This is a genomic window from Pseudoalteromonas sp. S3178 (genome assembly GCF_005886985.1).
Lineage (GTDB): Bacteria > Pseudomonadota > Gammaproteobacteria > Enterobacterales > Alteromonadaceae > Pseudoalteromonas > Pseudoalteromonas carrageenovora.
The window spans coordinates 42,398-60,401 of the sequence record NZ_PNCW01000019.1; the positions used below are offsets into that span (position 1 = coordinate 42,398).

Consider the following 18,004-nt stretch of genomic DNA (forward strand, 5'->3'; position numbering starts at 1 on the left):
TAAACAATAAGCTAGCCAAATTTGGCTAGCTTATTTGATCAATACCTTAAAAACGCTCTATTGACCATTGCAACGCAATGATTGCAATAGCGACTGACCCCATAGGCATAACCCATTTTTTATACCATGTGTAGTTTCTCGCATAGATTAATACTGGCAAAGCAATGAGTAATATACTCAACTGGCCTATTTCAACGCCTAAATTAAATGCCAAAATACTGAGTAATTGGTAATCGCTAGAAAGGCCAAGCTCGCCTAATACACTGGCAAACCCCATTCCATGTAGTAAACCAAAAGCAAATGTTAGCCAACCTAAACGAAGTACAAGTGGCCAGACATTATTTAAAGCTGCAAAAAGCACTGATAAAGCAATACCAAGCTCTACCCAGCGACTATTTGGCGAGACTAAGTTCATAGCTGTGGCGGTAAGTGTAATAGAATGTGCAAGGGTAAACGCAGTGACGATCCAGGCGGTATGCTTAATTATTTGCTTTTTAGAGCTGATCCCTTGCCATGCTTTATCGCTGCGAGTTAAAACGCAGGTGAGTAATAAAGCGATTAAAAATAAAATATGATCAATACCAATCCAAATATGTAAAATACCTTGATACACGTACTGATTAAACGTACTGAGGAAACTTGACTGCTCAAAGTTAAATGTTTGTTTAGCGTCGTCAATACTAAATACGCGTGATACCCCATTAATATTTACAATAGATTTATGGTTTGCATCAGTGTTAAAAAAGGCAGAATAAGTAAGTGTAATGGGCGATGTGTTTTTGCAATTAAATAAAAGCGGAATGACTAAATAAGGCTGATTGAAATGATTGTCGAGCTGGTATGTCCCTTCACTTTTTAAAAGGCATGTTTGCTCATTTTCTAAAATCTTTAGATTATCGTTAACAAAGCGCGTGATTGAGCCGCGTTTGGCTTTTATTTCGGTCCACGAAATTTGCCCATTTTTATCTAAATCAAGGGCAACTTCATGCTCTAAATCGGTAATGTTAATTTGCCAATTACCCGCGTATTGGTTGGAGTGGGCGTTGTTATTTAAGGTAATATAACTAGTGCTTAACTGATGAGCAAAGCTGTTAGTTGAAAAAATGCATAGCATTAAAGTCATTATAAATAGATAAGGCGTTTTCATAGTGTGTCTCTTTGCATCGCTTGGGCTTGAATGAGTAACTGCTCATCGGCGCTCATTTTGGCCTGCTGCCAATTAATATGAGCCCAGTAAAGTGCTTTGTCGCGATTAGGTTGTACGTCTAGGTAATATTTAGCTAAATCACTCGCATGAAACGTATCTTTGCGAAGCTCACGTAGTGTAACTCTTTGCGCCATTAGATTTTGCCATTTTTTACCTGTTTTATTTAATTTTTTTTCAGCTATGGCGAGTCTTAGCAAAATAGCATCTTCTAAATTATTTTTATCAGGAAGTAATGCACTGAGCGTATTTAAAACATCGGTGTGTTGGGCAAGAGCAAGTTGAATATCAGCCCATAAAACAATAAGGCTAACAGGGGCGTTTACTAAATCAACACTTTGTAAGTGCGAGAGGGCTTGTTTGTAGTTGCCGAGGCGATAGCTCATTTCGCTCAAAACATGTTTTGTAGCAAGGTTAGTGGGTTTATTGTTAATTATTTTGACTAATACTTGATAACTTTTTAATAAATCTTGATGCTGACTTTGTACGTCTAGTACACAGGTGCTAGCTGTAATGGTGCTCACATGAGAGATTAAAGCAATGCAATGTTGCTTTGCTTGTAAAAACTGTCCCTGCACCATGTGTATGTTAGCTAATAATAAATGGCTGTTACTGTGCTTTGGCTCGCTAATTAAAACCTCATTAGCTACAGCGATTGCTTGCTCAAAAAGGTGCTCTTTTTGCAGTACTCTTGCATATAAATAACCAATTTTAGGTGATGGAGTTTGCTTATATAATTGTGCTAAACGCGTTTTTAATAAACCTTGTAAGCGCTCTGTTTGACCCGCATATTGACTGTTAGTAACCAAGGCGTTTATTTCTTCAAGGGTAAGAGATGCGCCAAGAGTAGAGTTACTTGTTGCAATTACTGCATCTTCTTTTGGCGTGTAAGGTGCAGCATTTAGTCCTAAAGAGGTTATGCTTATAGCTATAAATACTATGGGTTTAAATACTGAAAAATGCATTTTTATATCCTTTGAAAAAAGCCATCCATGGCCATCAGCTTAATTACTAGTTGCCGTTTGTTGAAATAAGTCCATCAACGTCGGTATCTGTGTTGGTAAACACTCGGCCATTTACAGATAATGGCTCTGCATTTGGGCTTTGATTAAAAGCGTCAGTTGCAAATTGCGCAAAATCAACCTCTAGAGCATCTATTGAAATGCTAACCGTAGCGGTTACTTGTGCATTAACACCATCACTCACACCAAACACAAAGCTATCTGAGCCAGTAGCTTCTTTATTAGGAGTGTAAGTAAAATTACCGTCGCTATTTACTGTCGCTACACCCAGTGATGGCTCACTCGTTAATGAGTACGTTAATGAGTCGCCATCATTATCGCTGGCACTGAGCATATCGGTAATCGTTACTTCAGTTTGTGTACTAAGCATTACATCACTTGCTGTAGGCGCTGTATTTACAACTGGTGTAGGTTGTTTATTATCATCATCGCTACTGCACGCCCCAAGTGTTAATACGCTAAGTAATACACATACATGGGTAGTTTTTAAATTACGCATTAGTTAACTCCTTATTTAGAGCCTGCAAGGGGAGTTGCAAGGTATGGGAATGTTGAGTCCATCATAGTTGCATCAACAGGTGCGCCATCAGTAAATGGAACTGTCCCTGTGTTAGCATCTTCTGGTGTACAAAGACCAAGGTCCGTTTCTTCACCATTTACAGGAATAGGATGACATAAGCGACCCATAACAACGCGAAGTGCAATATCTACAACATCATCACCTGGGCGACGGCCATTTGGAAAGCCCGCTAAATCATCGCCTGCTACACCAAATGCTGATTGATCAGCTTGTGGTGTTGCTGCAATACCTGTATTTAAACGTAACATTTCTGAAGGGGTTACTGTGGCTTGTTGGTTAACACCTGCAAAACCTGTTAAAAATGCAGTGATTAAATCAGTACGCGGAAAGTTAGTAGGGGCTAGGGTTTCTAGGTTTGCACCAAGCGTTGTATTTACTGCATCTTTAAATAAAATATTCAATAGTTCAGGTAAAGAAGGGTGAGATACATAATCTAAAAATTGAGCATCATCTTGTGGCTGAGCACTTGAAAATGTGTCTTTATCTTTAATACCAATTACAAGCTCGTTAACTAATGGGTTACCTAAGCGTGAAACTTGCGTTAAAGCGCCGCCATTAACCGCGTTGTTTGCAAATTTAGCGTTAGGGTTCAATATGCGCGCTTGCGGTAAACTTGCCGTTGTCCATGAACCAATAACGCCATTACCTTCGCCTATAACACAACTTTTAGGCACTTCAATTGCAATTGATGTTACGTTTTTATCAGCTAGGTCGTCGTTATCTGCCGATTGTGTAATACCACCAGGGAAGCCACCGCCATCGCCAGCACCCGGCGCACTATCACCTTCTACTGGTACATAGTTTACCAAATCGAATGTTTTACCTAAGTTAACTACAAACGGGTCTTTACGTTGCCCTACAAAAACCTGTGCCATTGCTTCACAATTAGGAATAGATACCTGATAAACAAATTGATCAGCATAAGTTTGGTATTCGCTCATTGAGCCAAATGTTTTATCACCTACATAATCTAGAGGTTTAGAGAACGTACTAGAGTTTGAAGTTGTATTATTTAATACTGTTGTCTCACCTGTGCGCTGTGCTCCGCTTATCATACTCATAGTGTAGGATTCACTAAAGTTAGCTGCGCTATCATCACCTGCTGCTACACCGCCAACATTTTTAAGGGGTACAGATACAGTACGCTGATTACCTTCTGGACCAACGGTTAATTGCACACCTTGGTTATCGTTAGGGAGCATGCTTTTAAAGTTAAACGCAAATGTAATATCTTCAACAGCATCACCATCGTTATCGATATGAATGTTGTAAGTTGCGTCAGGGTCCATAGCAAAATAGTTTGGGCCGCCATAAGCATCTTGAAGTGGAATATAATTAGCAATCAATGTGACGTAATCGCCACGGCCTTGCTCGTAACTGTTAAAAACATAAAAATCGGTTGAATCTAAAGTCGGGAAACGGCTTATATTTGGCGCTTCTCTGTGGCTAGATGCCTCACTTGGTGCACTTACAAATGTACTGCATACTACTACTGCGAGTATTGATGGAGTTAAAGCTTTCATGACTTTGTCCTTTAGTTTTGATTGAAGTCATAACTAATAACGAAGCAGAATTGAAGTTGGATGCAAAAAAGTTAAATTTATTTTATTTTTTGTTAAAAATAGTTAAAAGAGAAAGTTGGCTGCTTATAAAAAAGCAGCCAATAGAGGTTAAAAAGTTAAAGCAGTACTAACTCAGTCGTGTATAACACCTCGGTTGGTAAACCATTAGGCGAGCCACCAATAGGCTCCAAACTTACTGCTAGTAACGCGATGTCGGAAGCTTTAAAGCGTTTATCTTTCAACAAGAGCTTATCACCTTGTTTAGGTAGCAAGCCTAAAGATATTGGCGTGTCTTGGCCTTTTAAAATCATCCACAGCTCGTAATCTTTGTTTGTTTGTGCAACTAATTGGCTACTGGCTTTTATAGAAAGGCCTTGCTCATTTACATCAATAAACCAAAGCGACTGTTTATCTTGGTTTTGTACCAAGGCAATTTGCTGAGTTTGTTTAATGCTGGTAGTTGGTTGTATAACTAAAAAGGCTAAAATAATACATGCAGCTGTAGCCACAAAGGACCACGTACGCCAAATTGAAGGCTTAGTATGTACTACCGTTTTGCTAGGCTGAGGTTTATTTTCAATCCGCTGCATTATTTGCACCCATACTTCGTCGTTGGGTATTTGCGGCGTGATAGCACTGGCTAAATTATTTAAATTTTGCTCCCACATGCTGGTGGCTTCACGTGCTTTATTAGAGGTAAGCAGTAAACGTTGAAAACGTTTACGTGCTAAACCTCTTAATGTACCAAGTACATACTGCCCTGCAAGTGAGTCAAGTAACTCTGGTTTGTCATAGTTCATAATGTTAAACACCTTTGTAGCTGTAACAGCCCACGCCTGATCCAACTTTTAACTGTGCCTAGCGGTGTTTCTATATGATCCACTAATTCACTATGGCTCAGCCCTTTGTAATAGGCTAAATGAATAGCCTGCTTTTGTTGCGGCTCAAGTTGCTCTATACAATTAACTAATTTTGTTTCTTCATCGTAATTTATATCAATACTTTGCGTATCGTGTTCATCGTCGCCTAACGATTGCTCTTTGCGGACTTTGTGATAGCGTAGCGAATCGAGGCTACGATACCTTACAATGCTTATCATCCAACTTATAACCGTCCCCTTTGAGGCGTTATATTCTGATGCGTTGTGCCAAATTTTAATAAAAGCGTCTTGTAATGCCTCTTCTGCATGGGCTCTATTGGTTAGCATATTTAAACTAATCGCAAACAGTTTGCCGCTAGTTTGCTGGTATAAACTCGAAAAAGCATTTTTGTCTCCTTGTGCTGTTGCACACAAAAGAGGGAGTAATTCGTCATTGTCCATAGGGTTCCTGTTTTTCTTATTATCAGTGAGTAAACGATTAAAGGTGGGAATTGGATGCAAAAATTATTATTGCTTTAAAGATTAGCTCCTTTATACGTGAGTACAAGCATTAACCGATCATAGTTAAACTATTAACATTTGAGAATAATTTATCTATAACTGTGTAAAAAGTGCATGAGCTCGTTATTCAAGAGAACCGTAGTTTATTTATATTATTATTAAACAGTACGTTACGATTTAAAGATGGCGTATTTTGAAGGTGTTTAATGGCGTGATATTTGCAAATGTACAAGTAATAACGTTTAAAAAAACGAATAATATTATAAAAAGGAGAGGTTATGTGGGCTGCAATTAGTTATTCACTATTAGCGCTACTACTTATTTTTGTAGGATGGGAAGTGAACTCTGTTTATTTTGCTATTGTTTTTTATTGGACCGCGCTTTCACTTTTGCTCGTAAGCGCTGCTTATATTTTTAATGCCGCTAAAATTTTCAGAAAACGAGAAAATGGGGTCATACCATTTTATATACGCTGGGCGTTTGTACCATTTTTATTTGGAGTACAAATTTATAATGCCTGGTCGCGTAAGCGCGATAAAGTACCGCCTATTCAACAAATAAACGATAACTTATTTTTAGCCTGTCGGTTATTCCCCTCAGATATAGACACGTTAAAAGACAACGGTATTACAGCTATTTTGGATGTAACGTGTGAGTTTGATGGACTTGAATGGAGTTCAACGCAAGAAAATATTAATTATTTAAACATTCCGGTGCTCGATCATAGTATTCCAACTCATTCGCAGCTAAATCAAGCCATTAATTGGATACATAACCATATCAAAGAAGACCGCCGGGTAGTTGTGCATTGTGCACTTGGTCGTGGAAGGTCTGTATTTGTTATGGCTGCTTATTTACTCAGCCAAAACAAAAATGCTGATGTGCATGAAGTACTTGCGCAAATTAAAGAAACGCGTGAAACCGCTAACTTAAATAAACATCAATTACGTCATTTAGCCAAACGTCATAAAAAAGGTGAATTGGTTATTAAAAACAAAGCAGTGTTAATTGCTAATCCTGTATCGGGTACGCGCTTATGGCAGGAAAAAGAGCATTTAATAGTTGCTCGTTTGTCAGCCTATTACGATTTAAAAATACTTACTACTTCAAAAGACGTAAACGGCGTTGAGCTTGCTAAACAAGCAATAAAACATAACCCAGATATTGTGATTGCTTGTGGTGGTGATGGTACCGTTACAGAAGTTGCCAGTGTACTAATAAATACAAAATTTAAACTTGGGATAATACCACTAGGTACCGCTAACGCCTTAGCTCATGTATTAATGGGAATAAGCTCTAAATTAATTCCTGTTGAACAGGCCTGTGATCTAATTATTGATGGTCAAACAAGTTTAATTGATACCGCATACTGTAACAATGAATTAGTACTTTTACTCGCAGGCATTGGTTTTGAGCAGTCAATGATAGAAAAGGCGGATAGAGAGTCTAAAAATAAATCTGGGCAATTAGCGTATTTAAGTGGTTTTTTTGAGGCTTTTGGCGAAGAAAAGTCTCAGCTATTGAATGTTAAGATTGATGATAATGAGCCTCAAGAAATATGTACCAACAGCTTTATAGTGGCTAATGCAGCGCCTTTTACAACGTTATTAGCTCAAGGTGGCGGGCAACCCGATCACAGTGATGGCTTACTTGACGTAAATTGGTTAACGCCAAACAAAGAGGATTCAACAACGGTCCTTAGTATTGCAGAATTAATGTTTAGCAGCTTGACGCAAACTCAGCTTGCAATTAACTCACATCATACTAATGCAAAAAAAGTAGAAATTACTGGGGAGGGAGATCTCAAGTATGTACTTGATGGTGAAATTAAAACCGCTAAAAAGCTGGTTATAACTATTGAACCTGCTTCATTAAATGTAATTTGCAAAGAGCAATAGGATAGCGCTTGTTACAATCAAAAAAGGAACTAAATCAGCTCCTTTTTTATATTATTTTTTAATTGATGGCCAAACAAACCCTGTTGTATCGGGCGCTTTAGAAGAGGTTTCTTTTGGTGCGCTTTTTGGTTTTCGAATAGGCTTATTATTTATAGTGTGTATGTAAAGGGCTTCCACTTTATCTCGCGCCCATGGCGTTTTACGCAAAAATTTTAAGCTCGACTTTATACTGGGTGAATCAGTAAAACATTTAATTTTTACTTGCTCGCCTAGCGTTCTCCAGCCAAGTCGTTGCTCTAACTCAACAAGAATTTGTTCTAACGTTACCCCGTGTAAAGGGTTTTTAGGTTGATTATTCATAGTAATACTACTTATTTAAACTGCGTGCATTGTAGCTTAAATCAGCTTTTAGCGCTAATTCACTGTAATGGTTTTAGGCTTTTTAGGATAAATAGCATTACCTTGCTTATCAATTTTAAGCCAAATGAGCTGACTGTTATTATGCTCAGGTTTTTTAAGAGCACACAATAAAGTAAAAGAATGAATTTGAATTAGTGCGCCTTCGCTATATCTCTTATTATCGTACCAACAACTTTGGCCTTGATTTGAAAGCTCATTCGCATCAATTATGGCGTGTGTTTTAATTGTACTTGCATGGCTATTAGTTACAATATTTAAGCAAGCAAGGCTGATGATAAGCGCTATTTTATTATACATTTTTGGCCTCAATAGATTGATAGTTTAAAAATAGTACACCGTACTAAAAAACATGCTAGGGTAAGTAATAGCTTTATACAACACTGACTTAAACACAGAACAATAAAAAGGTGCACACACATGCAATTTAACCAAACTATGATTGACGAATTTACACTATTAGCTAAATTTCCTCGCGACAGCAAAATGCAGGGGATAAAACTACACTCAGACGCAGAGGCTACCTTACTTAGTGCGGCGCAGCGTTTATTCGATAAAGGTATTATAGATAGCCCAGATGGCGGTTACTTAACTGATCTGGGCTTAGATTTGATTGAACATGTCACTGTTATTCACAGTGCACTGCAAAATTAAATTGCATCAGGCTGGTTTTGTGGTGCTGCGTCATCAAAGGCCGCTAACTTGTTACAGCGTTCATAAATGGCTGCTATTTTAGGATATGCAGCCATATCTACTTCAAAACGTATAGCATTAAATACCTGAGGCACTAAACAAATATCAGCAAGAGTAGGCTGATCACCTACACAGTAATCACTACTATCGCTGAGCATAAATTCAATTTTTTCAAAGCCGACTTCAATCCAGTGTCTATACCATTTGTTTTTAGCCTCATCATCAACGTTTAATTCGTTCGATAAGTACTTTAAAACACGTAGATTATTTACTGGATGAATATCGCAGGCAATGGCATAACTAATATTTCGTATTTTCGCTTTTTGCCACGCTGAGCCTGCAATGATTGGCGACTGCGGGTAGGTTTCATCAAGCCACTCAAGTATTGCAAGAGACTGTGCTAAATAGCCCTCTTCGGTTTCAAGAGCCGGGAGTAAGCCTTGAGGGTTAACGGCTAAATAGCCCTCATCTAATTGCTGCGACTTTAATAGGTTAACTATTGCAAGGTCATAATCTATTGCCTTTAAGTTAAGCGCTATACGTACTCTATAAGCCGCTGATGAGCGGAAATAGCTATATAGTTTCATAATGAGTCCTCTGCACCGTTAAATTGTTTTTTAATAGTACGCCAACAGTCAGTGTAGTTTGTTTGGCGCTCTTGTCCTTCAAGTGCATATTTAGTTGGTGAAATGATGTAGCGCGATTCGAACATGAAGGCGAGCGTATTTTCATATTTTTGTGGAATAAGCTCTGCGTTTGACGCTTTTTCGAATACATCAGCTTCTGGACCGTGTGGCGACATACAATTATGTAAACTAGCGCCTCCTGGTACAAATCCGTGCTCTTTTGCATCATATACACCTTCAATCAAGCCCATAAACTCACTCATAATATTACGATGATAGTACGGTGGGCGAAAGGTATTCTCAGCAACCATCCAGCGTGGTGGAAATATCACAAAATCAACATTTGCCATTCCCTCTGTCGCTGATGGTGATGTAAGCACAGTAAATATAGAAGGATCTGGGTGGTCAAAGCTCACTGTATTTATAACATTAAAGCGAGATAAGTCATATTTATAAGGCGCACTATTACCTGTCCATGCAACCACATCAAAAGGGGAGTGCTTTATTTCACAGCTAAATAAATTACCATTAAATTTAGAAACTAACTCAAAGTCGCCTTCTTTATCTTCAAATGCAGCTACAGGATATTGAAAATCTCTGTCGTTGGCATAACCATTTGCGCCAACCGGTCCGCGCTCAGCAAGCTCTAACGCATGGCCGTAGTTTTCACAAATATAACCACGTGCAGTATCGTTTAGTAAATCAACTGAAAACTTTATCCCGCGTGGGATTACTGCAATTTCACCAGGCTTAACAGTCAGCTTTCCGCACTCAGTGTGTAATAGCAATTCGCCTTGCTGAGGTACAAACAGCATTTCACCATCGGCATTATAAAAATAGCGACCTTGCATTGAGTTGTTAGCTACATAAACATGAATACCAATACCCGATTGACCATTAGCGCTGCCATTTGCAGCCATTGTTATTAAGCCATCAATAAAATCTGTGGGCTTTGTTGGAATATCAATAGGATTCCACCGTAGCATAGTGGGTGGTGTAACGGCCTCAGTAATAGGGGCTGTTCTTATAAGGCCGTTATCAATTGCTTGGTAATCACCTTGTACTACCGAAGGACGTAGTCGATACATCCACGTTCTACGATTTGCGGCTCGTGGAGCTGTAAATGCGGTAGAACTAAATTGTTCAGTATAAAGATCATACTTAACTTTCTGTGGAGTAAATTGGCCTATAGGCAGTGCACCGGGTAGCGCTTGTGTTTCAAATTCATTACCAAAACCGGTCATATAAGTTAGCTGTGTGTTCATAACAGGCTCCTATGAGAGTGGGGTAGTGTTGTTATGTTTTGAGTTATTATTTGTATTTAGCTAAGATACTCTCAAGTGAGAGTAATATCAAACAACCACTTAGCCAACGCTGTAAATAAAAGTGCACAGCATATTTAATAAATGTTTTTAGGAGTGTTTAAAAGTGAAGTTAAATTTAGAGGCATTTTTACCCTACCAACTAACTAATATAGCAACGCGGGTTAGTAATGATTTTGCACAGGTATATCAAGATAAATACGACTTAAATATACCGCAGTGGCGCGTGCTTGCTAACTTAGCGCAGTATGGGCAAAGTAATGCAAAAGATTTATGTATTCAAGCAAGTATGGATAAATCCACTGTATCTAGAGCTGTTAAAGCACTTGTTAATAAAGATTTAGTCTGTAGCAAGCTTAATGAAAACGATAAACGCGCAGCATTGCTTATGTTAAGTGAGCAAGGTGAGTCTTTCCATTCTAAAATTGCGATTGAAGCAATTAACTGGGAAAAACAATTATTGAGTGGGCTGTCTGATGATGAATACCAAGTATTAAATACTGTAATTGAAAAGCTCAATAATAAATTAAAGGCATAAAAAAGCCCACAAAGTGGGCTTTTAAAGTATTAACTAATTTAAGTGATTAAATTAAAAAGTGTAACGAACACCTACACGCATTTGCCAAACCGAGGCACTATTTTCAGTAGTAGTACCTACGTTATTTGAGTTAAAACCAGAGTAAACGTAGCGCCCTTCATCATCAATAGACGTTGATACAACACGGTTTCCTACGAAAGTACCTTTCTTAAGTACACCCCAGTCGTCATTAAGTAGATTTGTTAGGTTATCAATTACGAAGAATGCTTCACCTTTGTGACCTTCCATAAAGCCAGGAAGCTCTTGTGTTAACTTGAAGTTGAATTTAACAAACCAGTCAGAATTTTGAGAATTACGACCAGTAATTTTACCGCGCTCTAATCCTTCTGAAGAAATAAATTCATTGAATTCATTTATTTCATCTGCAGTCATGTCATAAACAACGTTAGGATCATTTTCAAGTGGTACATAAAGCAGTTGACGAGAGCCAAAACCATAGTTATTGGTATCACCAAATGTATTATCGCTGTTATTAAATACATAGCTATATGGTAAACCTTTATATGCTTCACCGAATAAATTAAAGCGGGTAGCAAAACCATCTACGAATTCATGTGAGTAGCCAAGTGTAAGAGTAAAACGATGTGGGATTTCATAATCTGATGTAGCTACACCAGGATTACTCGGGTCAGTTAGTGCTAAATTACTGTAATTAGAGTCAGCAACAGAACTAGTCATCGGATTAACATCGTTTGAATCTGTGTACGCGTAGCCAAAGCTAGCGTTAATGCCATTGTCGTACTGTTTACTAATACCCAATGAAATAACAGACGAGTCACCGCTATTGCCACTTACATTTGTAAGTAGGTAATCACGTGAACGAGTTTCACCTGGATTTAGAGTATCTTCTTTACCTGTATATAATGGACGTCCATCAAATGTAGTTTGACCAGAATTAACTAAACCAAGATCTATTAGAGTAGCAGCATCTTTCTTCTTAGAGAATAAGTAATCAAGTGATATTACGTAGTCATTCTCGGTAGTATAAGTAGCACCCAAAGAGTACTTCCACTCTGATGGTAATTCAAAATCAGGGTCTACAGCATTTACATTTGAATCACCTGAACCAATTTCTGTTCCAGCTATGGTATCAAATTGTGATTGTGGTACTTCGTAGCCTGGTGTTCCGCCGTTTACATTTGGTGTATTGAATAAATCTACACCGCGAATTTGAGAGGCGATTTGCGTAATACCATCATTCGAATAAGAATTAGATAACCAAACGTTAGGGTTACCACCAGAGAACAGACCAACACCAGCACGAACTTCAAGTGCATCTGTTGCATACCACTGGAAGCCAACGCGTGGTTGAATTAAATCGATACCGTCAAAGGTACTTTGATTACTGAAGCCGTATCGGCTAGTGTAGTTTTTATTGAGATTTGGTTTGTCATCACTAGTATATTTATCATAACGAAGACCAAATGTTATGCTTGCATCAATGTCAGTGAAGCTGTATTCATCTTGAACATACATTGTATGTTGTGCGTATTCAAAGCTTGCTGCTACATCATTTGGATCATTTGTAGTTGCAGCATTGTTATAGTAGATACGTGCTGCTTGACCGTTTTCAAAGTCTTCAACAGAATCAAAACGCCACTCACCTTCGGTATGCTGTACGAATAAGTTAAATACTTCGAGATTTTCATACTCATAACCTGCTGTTATTGTATGTTGGTCAAGATAGTATGTAGCTGCAAATTTAGCTGTAGTTGTGTCATAGTTTAAATCGTTAGATTGGCGAGAGTCATCTGGACCAATATAGATTGTACCGCCGTTTTCAGTGCTAATCTGCATTTCACCAAAGCTGCTCGCTGCGTCTAAAGATTCAACTCGAGCATCTAGTTCCGATTTACCTATACGAACTTCAGTAGAGAAATCATCTGACCAATCTGAGTAAACAGAGGCGATGATTGAGGTGAATTCAGCACCTTGCTCATAGAAATGGTTAGATAATGAAAGCTCATCATTGTCAGCATCTGATTGAGAAATAGTGAATGCATCATTGTAGTTATAAATGATGTTAGCACGGTGGTTTTCGTTGATGTTCCAATCTAATTTAACTAAGATTTTTTCATCTTCAATAGGTGAGCTAGATGGCATTCCACCTGCATCGTAGTTATATAGAGATTGTGATGCCGCTTGAACTCGAGAAAGGTCATCAGCAGTAACACTACCACTTGTCAGACCACCGTAATTAAATTGTTGTACACCTTCAAGCTTTTCATATGAAGTGAATAAAAATAGTTTATCTTCGATTAATGGTAAGCCAACGTTAAAGCCGTAGCGCTTCTCAGTGTAATTGCCTGCGTCGTAATCTTCACCTTCAATTGAGTCTCCTTGCATAGAGTCATTTGTATAATCGAAGAATACACCACCGTGAACTTCATTTCCGCCTGATTTAGTTACCGCATTAATGTTACATGATGTAAAACCACCATACTGAACGTCAAATGGTGCTAGTTCAGCAGATACTTGCTCAATTGAATCGAAAGAGAAAGGAGCGTTAATAGTTGGGTAACCGTTTGAGCTTAAACCGAAGTTATCGTTCATACGAACGCCATCTAACGTTAAGCTGTTGTAGCGAGGGTTACCACCACCACAGTTGATTGTTCCGCGGCTGTCATCAATTGTAATACGTGGGTCAATACGAATAATATCTTTTAAATCACGGTTAATTGCAGGCGTGTTTTCAAGATCTGTAAGTGTAAATGTAGACGCTGGGCCAGTACCACCAGACATAGAGCTGATTGGCGCACCTGTTACTACAATTTGTTCCATGCTTGATTGTGGCTCAAGAGACACGTTTACAGGGTAATCGTTACCGATGTTTAATATAATATTATTGAATTCTTGATCTGCATACACATCAGAATCTACAACTACTTTGTAAGGACCACCAACACGAAGGCCTTTAGCTGTGAAGTAACCTGCGTCATTTACTTCAGTTGTTTTTACTGAGCCAGAAGGTACATGTAAAATTGTTACCTTAGTACCAGCAGCAGGGTTGCCGTTAGGGCCAGTGATTTGACCTTTAATTGCAGAGGTCGTTTCGTTAGCCATTGCTGCGCCACTTACACCAACACATGCTGCAATAGCAAGTGAAAGAGCGGTTTTGCGTAATTGAGTTTTCATTTAATTTTCCCGTGTAGTTATTAATTAAATTTTTATATATTTTTATATATTTTTATTTTAAAATTTTAATCTAAATAAGTTCAAAACCCACTTAGTTCAAAATTCTTACATAGTGTACCTCATTTATTCGTTACAAATAAAATACAACTGTAATATTTTTTTAATAAATTGCTATGTTTATGACTCTTTAGACTTTTTTTGAGTAATAACTCTATATCGAGAGATATATTACGGGGCTTTTATGACAAACATGTGAAATTGATATGCTTTATATAAAAAAACCCACTACAAAGTTGCAATGGGTTTAATTAAGTTTATTTAGCTACGAATGCGCTTAAACTATTAGTTAACTAATATTAAAACTTATAGCTAATACCTACTTTAGCTTGCCAAGCAGATGAACTCGTTTGGTATTGGCTGTAATTACGAACATCAGCACCATTAAATTTGCCATCAATTATATAACGACCTTCGTCATCTAAACCGCCAAAGTCGTAAACAGATTGGTCAGAGAAACCTAAGCGTTTTTCTACGCCCCAATCACTGTTTAATAAGTTTGCGAAGTTATCAACCATGAAGTAAACCTCACCACTATGACCTTCAGCAAAACCTGGGATTTCTTGCTTAATGCTAACATCCATAGTAGTTACCCAAGGTTGAGTTCCTGAGTTGCGACCTAAGATTTCACCACGTTCTGAGATACCAGCACGATTTAGAAGTGTTTCTAACTCATTCCAAGATAAACCAGATTCATCCCAATTCACATTTGGATCATCAGCACCCGTTGGTATGTAAGCTAGGTAAGCTGAGCTTGAGTAAAAGTCGCGTGTGTCACCTAGGTCACTATCTTGATACATACCCATAGTGTAGCTAAATGGACGACCAGAGCGGCGCTCAAAATACACGTTAAACTTAGTTGCATAGCCACTGAAAAATTCAGTGTTATACGCTAAATTAACTTTAAAGCTGTGCTCTACTTCATATGAACCACGATCTGCAAAGTCTTCATTACGGTTACGTGTAATATTGTATTGGTAGTTACTTTGAGCACGAGAAGATGAACCAGATGATGCCTCAGTTACGTCTTGATGTGCATAACTCGCAGAAACATACAAGCCATTTTCAAACTCTTTTGCAATGCCGGTAGAGATAATGATTGAACGCCCATCGTCAGATGAATTAGTCATTGCAATATCAAAGTTATCAGCAAGGTCGCCACTATAAATACTTTCGTTAATTACACGCTCACCATCAGCAGCAACACCAATTGGGTTTATAGCCGTGTTATGCCATACAGCTTCGTTTTCTTTTTTATGGTAAGCAATTTCAGCCTGCCATTTGAAGCCTTCGCCAAGTAATTCTGAGTCAAACTCGTATTCGAAACCAATTTGAGCACGAATGCTTGATGGAAGCTCAAAATCAGGGTCTACATAGTTTGTGCTACCCGCACCTTGAACTAACGTGTTTTTAATAGCGTCAGGTACTTGCGTAATATCAGCTTGGTTGTTGGCGTAATAATCATTAATAGCACTTTGAGGTGCTTCAACAAATGTAATACCGTCATTTTGGAAAGAGTTATTGTACCAAACGTTTGGAATACCACCTTGGAATCGACCTATACCACCATTAATGGTTAATGCTTCAGTTGCATAATATTTAAAGCCAATACGCGGTAAAATTATATCTAAACCATCAAGATTCTCTTGATTGCTAAAGCCGTAAGTATTTAAAAAGTTTTCGTTTAAAGTTGGTTTATCGTCTGATGATAAACGCTCATAACGAACGCCCGCTGTTACTTCTAAATCATCACCAACATAAAAAGTATCTTCAATATAAAGTGCTAACTGGTTACGTGTTGCATCGTATGCAGTGTCATTTGGGTTATTTGTGTACGCGTTACTGTAAGAAAAGTCGTATGTACCTCTAAAGTTACCCACTTCACGGTTTTGAAAACCTTCGAAGTCATCAAATTCCCAAGAACCCAATGAGTTAGATGCAAATAAATTATATAAATTTAGCGATTCATACTGCATACCAAAGTTAATTTCGTGCTCATCCATTAAGTAAGTAGCATCGAAAGTAAGCGTTAAGTTTTCAGTAGAAGAGCTGTTAGCATGGCGGAATTCGTCTGTACCAAACTCATAAGCTGGGCCACGGAAGTATTCCTCAACTTTCACAAAACCAATATCAGAGTTAGTTAAGCTTCTTGATGATACATCTTTGTAAGCAATGCCAATTTCAGTTGAGAAGTTTTCATTCCAGTCTGAATATAATTTTGTCGCAAAATTATTGAATTTAGTAGCGTAAGTATAACGGCTTGACGCTAAGCTAACTGTACTGCCGCCAGTGCCAACATTTGTTTCATCTTTATCGTCTTGCCATTGGTAAGTGAAATCTAAACGATGATCATCATTAATATTCCAACTTAATTTAACAAGCAATGACTCGTTTGTATCTTCAGGGTCGCCACCTAGAGAGTCGGTTAAACCGTATTCATTATTTAAAATATTAATAAATTGGTTGTAGCTTTCTTCTGTTACATCATATTCATTCGTTGCACCAGAGCCTTCAAAACCGTAATCTAAATCAAGCTCACTTGTCCACTTGTTGTAGTTTACAAAGTAAAACAAAGTATCATCAATTAATGGGCCACCAACATTAAAACCATAACGCTTTTCAGTTTGAATCGGCTCTACTTGTTCAACAACGTAAGTACGGTGTCCATCTTCATCTAAAACAGGGCTACCATCAGCATATACTTGAGAAATGCTATCTACATCACCAGCTATATCTGGTGTAGAGATTTCATAAAAGCCTGAAAATTTAAACTCATTTGTACCAGACTTTGTTACCGCATTTATAGTACCGCCACCAAAGTTACCTTTAGAAGCAGAAAACGGAGACACATCAACAGAAATTTGCTCAATTGCATCAAGTGCTACTGGTGGCTGAGAAGTAGGGTAGCCGCCATAACTTAAACCAAAGTCATCATTTTGGCCAATGCCATCAACGGTTAAGCCGTTTGAACGAGGGTTACTACCAGCAAACGTTAGCTCGCCATTACCATTAATGCTTGCAAGTGGGTTTAAACGTGCAATATCTTTAATATCACGATTAAAGCTTGGCATGTTCTCGATAGTATCAGAGCCAAAAGTGCTGCTTGAACCACCAGATTGCTGAACAATCTTATAACCAGAGACTTCAATTTTTTCGATATTTAATGGCGATAGCTGTGAGCTTAAACGATATGTTTCACCAAGGTTTAGAAAAATATTTTCAACAGTTGTGTCGTTAAACGTATCTGAGTCGATGATCACCATGTATGGACCACCTACACGTAAACCGTTAGCGATAAAAGTACCGCTTTCGTTTGTCGTTAACTCACTAATAGTGCCCGTTGGTTGGTGAACAACCTTAATTTTAACGTTTGCAGCATTGCCACCTGAAGGCGTTGTAATTTTACCTCGCATTGCAGATGAGGTATCAGCTGCCATTGCACTTGTAGAAACACCTAGCGCTAAAATTACAGCGCCAGTTAATTTCGAAAGTCGAAGCTTAGTCATATT

The 18,004-nt window shown here is 38.2% G+C and carries 15 protein-coding genes; 3 read left to right on the top strand and 12 right to left on the bottom strand.

Annotated features, from left to right (window positions below; translation table 11 throughout):
• Nucleotides 1-46 precede the first annotated feature (46 nt).
• The 6 genes from CWC11_RS05050 to CWC11_RS05075 form a co-directional block, all read right to left on the bottom strand.
• On the bottom strand, nucleotides 47-1,147 hold the full coding sequence (locus CWC11_RS05050) for a HupE/UreJ family protein (protein WP_138681788.1): 1,101 nt from the start codon (nucleotides 1,145-1,147) through the stop codon (nucleotides 47-49).
• Complete coding sequence (locus CWC11_RS05055) at nucleotides 1,144-2,169, bottom strand: tetratricopeptide repeat protein (protein WP_138681789.1); 1,026 nt, start codon at nucleotides 2,167-2,169, stop codon at nucleotides 1,144-1,146. The genes CWC11_RS05050 and CWC11_RS05055 overlap by 4 nt, the downstream gene beginning before the upstream one ends.
• Before the next feature lie 46 nt (nucleotides 2,170-2,215).
• The gene (locus CWC11_RS05060; RefSeq protein WP_138681790.1) at nucleotides 2,216-2,725 is read right to left on the bottom strand and encodes an Ig-like domain-containing protein; all 510 of its coding nucleotides are present in this window, start codon (nucleotides 2,723-2,725) and stop codon (nucleotides 2,216-2,218) included.
• Between the two features lie 11 nt (nucleotides 2,726-2,736).
• Complete coding sequence (locus tag CWC11_RS05065) at nucleotides 2,737-4,329, bottom strand: DUF4331 domain-containing protein (RefSeq protein ID WP_138681791.1); 1,593 nt, start codon at nucleotides 4,327-4,329, stop codon at nucleotides 2,737-2,739.
• A 155-nt stretch (nucleotides 4,330-4,484) separates the two neighbouring features.
• Nucleotides 4,485-5,168 (bottom strand): anti-sigma factor, encoded by a 684-nt coding sequence (locus CWC11_RS05070; RefSeq protein WP_138681792.1) that lies wholly within the window; start codon nucleotides 5,166-5,168, stop codon nucleotides 4,485-4,487.
• Nucleotides 5,165-5,689 carry a sigma-70 family RNA polymerase sigma factor gene (locus CWC11_RS05075; protein WP_138681793.1) on the bottom strand — a complete coding sequence of 175 codons (525 nt, stop codon included), beginning with the start codon at nucleotides 5,687-5,689 and terminating at the stop codon, nucleotides 5,165-5,167. Before CWC11_RS05075 ends, CWC11_RS05070 begins: the two co-directional genes overlap by 4 nt.
• A 338-nt stretch (nucleotides 5,690-6,027) precedes the next feature.
• Between CWC11_RS05075 and CWC11_RS05080 the strand changes: the two genes are divergently transcribed.
• Entirely contained in the window at nucleotides 6,028-7,647 is a 1,620-nt protein-coding gene (locus tag CWC11_RS05080) for a diacylglycerol kinase family protein (protein ID WP_138681794.1), read from the top strand.
• Between the two features lie 51 nt (nucleotides 7,648-7,698).
• On the opposite strand, the gene CWC11_RS05085 is transcribed toward CWC11_RS05080, so the two are convergent.
• The gene (locus CWC11_RS05085; RefSeq protein ID WP_138681795.1) at nucleotides 7,699-8,007 is read right to left on the bottom strand and encodes a VF530 family protein; all 309 of its coding nucleotides are present in this window, start codon (nucleotides 8,005-8,007) and stop codon (nucleotides 7,699-7,701) included.
• A 54-nt stretch (nucleotides 8,008-8,061) separates the two neighbouring features.
• Complete coding sequence (locus CWC11_RS05090) at nucleotides 8,062-8,364, bottom strand: DUF1496 domain-containing protein (RefSeq protein ID WP_058549845.1); 303 nt, start codon at nucleotides 8,362-8,364, stop codon at nucleotides 8,062-8,064.
• A 120-nt stretch (nucleotides 8,365-8,484) separates the two neighbouring features.
• Between CWC11_RS05090 and CWC11_RS05095 the strand changes: the two genes are divergently transcribed.
• Nucleotides 8,485-8,718 (top strand): TIGR02647 family protein, encoded by a 234-nt coding sequence (locus CWC11_RS05095; protein WP_138681796.1) that lies wholly within the window; start codon nucleotides 8,485-8,487, stop codon nucleotides 8,716-8,718.
• Here the strand turns inward: CWC11_RS05095 and maiA are convergent.
• Nucleotides 8,715-9,344, bottom strand: a complete 630-nt coding sequence (maiA, locus tag CWC11_RS05100) for a maleylacetoacetate isomerase (protein ID WP_138681797.1) — start codon at nucleotides 9,342-9,344, stop codon at nucleotides 8,715-8,717. The two genes, CWC11_RS05095 and maiA, sit on opposite strands and share 4 nt — an antisense overlap.
• Entirely contained in the window at nucleotides 9,341-10,648 is a 1,308-nt protein-coding gene (gene hmgA / locus CWC11_RS05105) for a homogentisate 1,2-dioxygenase (RefSeq protein ID WP_138681798.1), read from the bottom strand. The genes maiA and hmgA overlap by 4 nt, the downstream gene beginning before the upstream one ends.
• A 163-nt stretch (nucleotides 10,649-10,811) precedes the next feature.
• On the opposite strand from hmgA, the gene CWC11_RS05110 reads away from it, so the two are divergent.
• Entirely contained in the window at nucleotides 10,812-11,243 is a 432-nt protein-coding gene (locus CWC11_RS05110) for a MarR family winged helix-turn-helix transcriptional regulator (protein WP_138681799.1), read from the top strand.
• A 51-nt stretch (nucleotides 11,244-11,294) separates the two neighbouring features.
• Here the strand turns inward: CWC11_RS05110 and CWC11_RS05115 are convergent, their stop codons facing one another.
• Together CWC11_RS05115 and CWC11_RS05120 are read right to left on the bottom strand one after the other, a co-directional pair.
• Entirely contained in the window at nucleotides 11,295-14,438 is a 3,144-nt protein-coding gene (locus CWC11_RS05115; protein ID WP_138681800.1) for a TonB-dependent receptor, read from the bottom strand.
• A 356-nt stretch (nucleotides 14,439-14,794) separates the two neighbouring features.
• The gene (locus tag CWC11_RS05120) at nucleotides 14,795-18,001 is read right to left on the bottom strand and encodes a TonB-dependent receptor (protein ID WP_138681801.1); all 3,207 of its coding nucleotides are present in this window, start codon (nucleotides 17,999-18,001) and stop codon (nucleotides 14,795-14,797) included.
• Nucleotides 18,002-18,004: the final 3 nt, after the last annotated feature.

Bases quoted from the DNA above. Each gene is read 5' to 3' on its own strand.
- CWC11_RS05050 (WP_138681788.1), bottom strand. From the start codon at position 1,147: ATGAAAACGCCTTATCTATTTATAATGACTTTAATGCTATGCATTTTT.
- CWC11_RS05055 (WP_138681789.1), bottom strand. From the start codon at position 2,169: ATGCATTTTTCAGTATTTAAACCCATAGTATTTATAGCTATAAGCATA.
- CWC11_RS05060 (WP_138681790.1), bottom strand. From the start codon at position 2,725: ATGCGTAATTTAAAAACTACCCATGTATGTGTATTACTTAGCGTATTA.
- CWC11_RS05065 (WP_138681791.1), bottom strand. From the start codon at position 4,329: ATGAAAGCTTTAACTCCATCAATACTCGCAGTAGTAGTATGCAGTACA.
- CWC11_RS05070 (WP_138681792.1), bottom strand. From the start codon at position 5,168: ATGAACTATGACAAACCAGAGTTACTTGACTCACTTGCAGGGCAGTAT.
- CWC11_RS05075 (WP_138681793.1), bottom strand. From the start codon at position 5,689: ATGGACAATGACGAATTACTCCCTCTTTTGTGTGCAACAGCACAAGGA.
- CWC11_RS05080 (WP_138681794.1), top strand. From the start codon at position 6,028: ATGTGGGCTGCAATTAGTTATTCACTATTAGCGCTACTACTTATTTTT.
- CWC11_RS05085 (WP_138681795.1), bottom strand. From the start codon at position 8,007: ATGAATAATCAACCTAAAAACCCTTTACACGGGGTAACGTTAGAACAA.
- CWC11_RS05090 (WP_058549845.1), bottom strand. From the start codon at position 8,364: ATGTATAATAAAATAGCGCTTATCATCAGCCTTGCTTGCTTAAATATT.
- CWC11_RS05095 (WP_138681796.1), top strand. From the start codon at position 8,485: ATGCAATTTAACCAAACTATGATTGACGAATTTACACTATTAGCTAAA.
- maiA (WP_138681797.1), bottom strand. From the start codon at position 9,344: ATGAAACTATATAGCTATTTCCGCTCATCAGCGGCTTATAGAGTACGT.
- hmgA (WP_138681798.1), bottom strand. From the start codon at position 10,648: ATGAACACACAGCTAACTTATATGACCGGTTTTGGTAATGAATTTGAA.
- CWC11_RS05115 (WP_138681800.1), bottom strand. From the start codon at position 14,438: ATGAAAACTCAATTACGCAAAACCGCTCTTTCACTTGCTATTGCAGCA.
- CWC11_RS05120 (WP_138681801.1), bottom strand. From the start codon at position 18,001: ATGACTAAGCTTCGACTTTCGAAATTAACTGGCGCTGTAATTTTAGCG.